The following is a 4,669-nucleotide window of genomic DNA, read 5'->3' as shown; positions in this document are numbered from 1 at the left end:
CGTCATTTCAGACCATAAACTAGTCAGTTTAAGGGAATTGGTCGGCCGATTGGATGAAAGGGTAACTGAGGTACTAACACCTATTTTTGCTGAAGGTTTTCATGTCATAGTCATTGGTGGAGGGCATAATAACGCCTACCCTATCATCAAGTCAGTCAACAGCGCGCTCAATCAAAAGGTGTCCTGTGTAAACTTAGACCCACATGCCGATTTTCGTGATATGGAAGGACGCCATTCTGGTAACCCGTTCAGATATGCTCATGCACATGGTTTCTTAGAGAAGTACTGTGTGGTTGGATTACATGAGCAAAAAAACAACCAGTCTACAATCGAAGCACTCATGGCGGCCCACTTTCCGTTTTATACCTTTCAACAGCTATTTGTTAGAAATACTATTAGCTTTGAAGACGCACTTGAAGAAGCTTATGCCTATATTGCGATGGAGCCCGTTAGTGGCATCGAAATAGACGTTGATAGTGTTAAGCACATGCCTTCTAGTGCCTATAGCGTAACGGGTTTTAGTAGCGAGCAAGCCATGCGATTTGTGTCTCGACTTGCAGATAACAAAAACTGTAAATATCTACACCTGTGTGAGGCTGCTCCTGATGATAACGAGCCTCCGGGTCACAAGTCACTTGAGTCCAGTCAGCTACTCACACAGCTGTTATATAGCTATGTTTGTTCAAGACAAGGGGAACCTTAACGTTCCCTTCACTTCTGAGTCATTGATTCGTTATTATCGCAAATTATTGCGTCGCCATTGTTCTAACCAAACGATAAATCCTTTTAATTCAAATGGTTTACTATACAAGAAGCCCTGACCAGCATCGCATTCCAAGTCTATCAGCTGGCTCTCGGTGAGTTCGGTCTCTATACCTTGCGCAATCACGGGAAGCTGTAATGTTTTGGCCATTCCAATCAGAGCATTAATATATGTATTTACTTGGTCTCCACCTTTACCTTTTGATAAATATCGACAATCTACTTTTAAGTAGTATGGAGTAAAATTATTAAACGTGCCTATCGCGGTTCTATCTTTACCAAAATCATCGATGGCAACTTTGACACCAGCTTGTTGAAACAATCTAGCTACTTTTAATGCCTTGTGTAAATTAATAGCAAACGCAGACTCTTTGATTTCAATCACAAGCTTACTAGGGTCAACCGCGTACTTGTCCAATAAGGCAATAACAGACTCCACTAATTGCGATTGAAATAGCTCTCTGTTTGAGACATTGACGGATAAGGTTTGAGGAAGGTTTTGTTGTTTAAACTCTGCCAATGCTTTGATGGCCGACTCAATAGTCCAAAGGTTAAGCTGATAAATCAGGCCAGATTGCTCAGCCAGCCGGATAAACTCATCTGCAGCGATCACACCTTGATCTGGACGGCTCCAGCGAATAAGTAACTCTCCACCGACGATTTCTTTCGATGTGAGAGTCACTTGAGGCTGTACGTATAATAAGAATCGTTCATTCTTCAGATCTTCTTTTAATTGACTAATTACAGTACGACTCACCAGCAGATCATCTTGTTGTTTCTGATCAAAGTAAATGGAGCTTTCGGTACTTTGAGCTACATTCATCGCTATATAAGCATTTTCGATCAAATTCTCAACCGAGTTTCCTTGCTCGGGGTAAGACGCTACGCCAAATTCAATTCCAACATCGACTGCGGTTGAGTCAATAATAATAGGTTCTCTGATCGTGTTTTTTAGTAACTCTATAAAGTTTTCGGTTGCATAGTTGTGTTTATCGGCGCGGATAGAGGTCGCAAAATCAACGCCTCCAACGGTCGCAAATGGTGCAAGTTCAATGCTGTCTGACAAATTGAGGACACTTTGATTATTAGCGAGTTTGGCTTTCAATCTCGTGATTAACTGAATTTTTACTAAGTCCGCGTTATTGTGGCCTATCAACGCATTTAGTTCATTAAAACGAGTAAACTTAAATACAACAATATTGATCTTTTCTTCTGGGTGAATAAAGAGCCACTTTTCTATGCGCTCTGCAAATGCGAGCTTATTTGGTAGACCAGTGCCTAAATCAAGCCCTACTGCAATCCGTTTTTTATCTAGTTCTTGGCTTAATTCTCGATTTTGCTCACGAGTGTATCTATTCTGAAAAATACACGTAGCACTTAACGTTAATGCTAGCAGACCCGATGGGGCCAACAATAATAAAGGAGATTGGAGGAGAAATTGGTTGATAATTACTAACGCCAATATCGACATTAACAGTGTCCATTGTGCAGGGTATTCAATGGGCTTAATAACCATATCTCGCCAAACAAATGGTATGGCAAAAATAGCGGAAACCACCGACGTCAACAATAACGTATTGTTCGTTTGATAACTTGCCAATCCCCAAAGTAGAGACACACAAAACCCATCAGCCAATAGGAGTGATAAAATACTAAGCCAATGCTCTTTTTTACCCAAAACGAATGTCGCAAACATCAACAACACCGTCATCACAGACAACGCGCCGAAAGCAATATAAAACATGGAAGTATCCAATATCATGGCGTAACCTTTATTTCTCTAATCGGACATTGCAACGCATACTTCATTAACTTGAAACTCTCTCTGTCACTTTTTTGAGGTACTCAACTTCTTTTAACAAGAACGTCATTAATTGAGATTCTGCCAATGGGCGACTTATTAAGTACCCTTGCATTAAAAAACACCCTGTAACATGAAGCAGGTATGCTTGACTCTCATTTTCCACCCCTTCCGCTACGACTTGCACTTCCAACGCGTTCGCTAATTGGATGATGACAGAGGCAATACTTCTTGCTTGAGTGTTGGTTTCGATATCTTTTATAAAGCTTCGATCAATTTTGACCTTATCGATATTAAATTGCCTTAAGTGCTTTAACGAACTGTAACCGGTACCAAAGTCATCCAATGCAATTGAAAAACCCATTCTCTTTAGCTTTTTAATATTTCGTTCAACCAATTCGGTATTTTTCATCATCGCCGTTTCGGTGAGTTCAAGCTCAATGAAATTGCAATCACCATTTACCTTATGCACGATTTGGGCGACTTGTTCAACAAAATCAGCTTGTTGAAAATTAACAGCGGAAATATTGACCGCAATTCGCCCTTTCAGGAGACCTTCTTCTAGCCAGTGTTCTACCTTGCCAAAAGCCTGCTCCAAAACGAAAAAGTCCAGTTGACGAATAAGTCCACTTTGCTCAGCTATCGGAATAAACTGATCAGGTGGTACTAAACCTCTGGCACTACTTTGCCAACGAACAAGAGCCTCAAACCCAGAAATACAATGGTGATGTGAGTGATAAATAGGTTGGAAGTACACGACGAACTCTCTATTGGCGATGGCAGCCACGAGTTCAGACTCAATATTGAGTTGTTCTGTGGAAAGGTCATCCATGAGGTGATCGAAAATCAATGCGCTATTTCGCCCTGATATTTTTACCCTGTGAAGTGCAGTATCTGCACATCGCATTAGTTGATCGGCTTGTGTTCCATGGCTGGGAAAGATAGATACACCAATACTCGTGTTCATATTCACTTCAATATCATCAAGTAAATACACACTATCAAAACATTGCTGTATTTCTCCAATAACTCGTTTGATATAGAAAACTGGGCTGCTTGAACACAAATGACTTGGGATTAACAATGCGAACTCATCGCCGCCTAAGCGCGCAATAGTAATACTCGGGTCTATAGCCGCCGTTAACCGAGCGGCGACTTGTTTAATTAATTGGTCTCCTTGCTCTAGGCCAATACTGGTGTTTACCTTTTTAAAATTATCCAAGTCAATGAAAGCAATAGCAAAATGAGGGTTATGACTTTGCACAGTGGAGATAGAGTGTTTTATATATTCCAAAAAGAGAGTGCGATTGGGTAAGCCTGTCAGCTGATCACGTGTAGCTAATTGATGCATCGCTTGCTCATTCATCTTGCGATTAGTGACATCAGACATCAGCCCAACATATTTTACATCAACTTGTTTTGTTAACTTACTTTCGGTAGCAACACGAGTGACAGACATATCGAATGAGACGCGTTGACCTTCACTGTTATACGTCCAAATCTCACCATGCCAAAAGCCACTTTTAACGACTTCTTGCCAAATTAAGTTCTCTACGTCGTAGTTGCGACCGGACTCTTTCATGACTTTAAAGCATTTGTGGAGAACATCACGCTCTTGCCAACCTGTCATCTCGGTAAAGGCACCATTAATTTGTTCTATTTCTCGGTCTTTGTTGGCGATCCAAATTCCTTCTTTGGTATTTTCCATCAATGAGTCGATAAACGATTGGCGGCGATTGGCATGAAAAGAAAGTGTGAGCTTAATCCACTTTCCGTAACCCATAATTGCTAGAAGTACGGCCAGAAAAATGGTCATGACTAAAATCAAGGTATCTTCATGAAAACCATAGATATCTTGTTGTGTAGCGATAGGCTGTGCGACATCAGCCAAAAACACAAAAGGTAGGAAACCGGCCGGCAAGGTATAAAGCTCCTAAAAAATGATTAAAAATCAATCTTAAGAATAGAACTCCATACCTAAACTGCCAACTTAATAGACGAAATTAGGACAGTACTTTTGTCACTAATTTATTGTGAACCCGCAAAGTCCAATTGACGCCATGATTCAAATACAAATACTGCAACGGCATTGGATAAATTCATGCT

Annotated in this window: 3 protein-coding genes and 1 pseudogene; 1 reads left to right on the top strand and 3 read right to left on the bottom strand. The window is 40.7% G+C overall.

The genetic code is table 11. The features are described 5' to 3' along the window. Positions 1-703 (top strand): arginase family protein (locus AC4E96_RS09995; RefSeq protein ID WP_490255718.1); only part of this gene is annotated, 703 nt, incomplete at its 5' end. A 33-nt stretch (positions 704-736) separates the two neighbouring features. On the opposite strand, the gene AC4E96_RS09990 is transcribed toward AC4E96_RS09995, so the two are convergent. From AC4E96_RS09990 to AC4E96_RS09980, 3 genes and pseudogenes are all read right to left on the bottom strand, one after another. After that, positions 737-2,506, bottom strand: coding sequence for an EAL domain-containing protein (locus AC4E96_RS09990; RefSeq protein WP_490255717.1), 1,770 nt, complete (start codon positions 2,504-2,506; stop codon positions 737-739). A gap of 64 nt (positions 2,507-2,570) precedes the next feature. Further along, positions 2,571-4,484: a putative bifunctional diguanylate cyclase/phosphodiesterase gene (locus AC4E96_RS09985; RefSeq protein WP_488031696.1), complete on the bottom strand. Its 1,914-nt coding sequence runs from the start codon at positions 4,482-4,484 to the stop codon at positions 2,571-2,573. A 107-nt stretch (positions 4,485-4,591) separates the two neighbouring features. Continuing rightward, a pseudogene (locus AC4E96_RS09980) lies at positions 4,592-4,669 on the bottom strand (tRNA (uridine(34)/cytosine(34)/5-carboxymethylaminomethyluridine(34)-2'-O)-methyltransferase TrmL); the annotation flags it as partial.

The sequence above is a fragment of the Psychrosphaera sp. genome, from assembly GCF_982872775.1.
Note: the sequence above shows the minus strand (reverse complement) of the source record. Positions and strands in the feature narration are given on the sequence as shown.

What these genes read in the sequence shown, in the direction of transcription:
- AC4E96_RS09990 (WP_490255717.1), bottom strand. Translation starts at nt 2,506, where the DNA reads ATGTTTTATATTGCTTTCGGCGCGTTGTCTGTGATGACGGTGTTGTTG.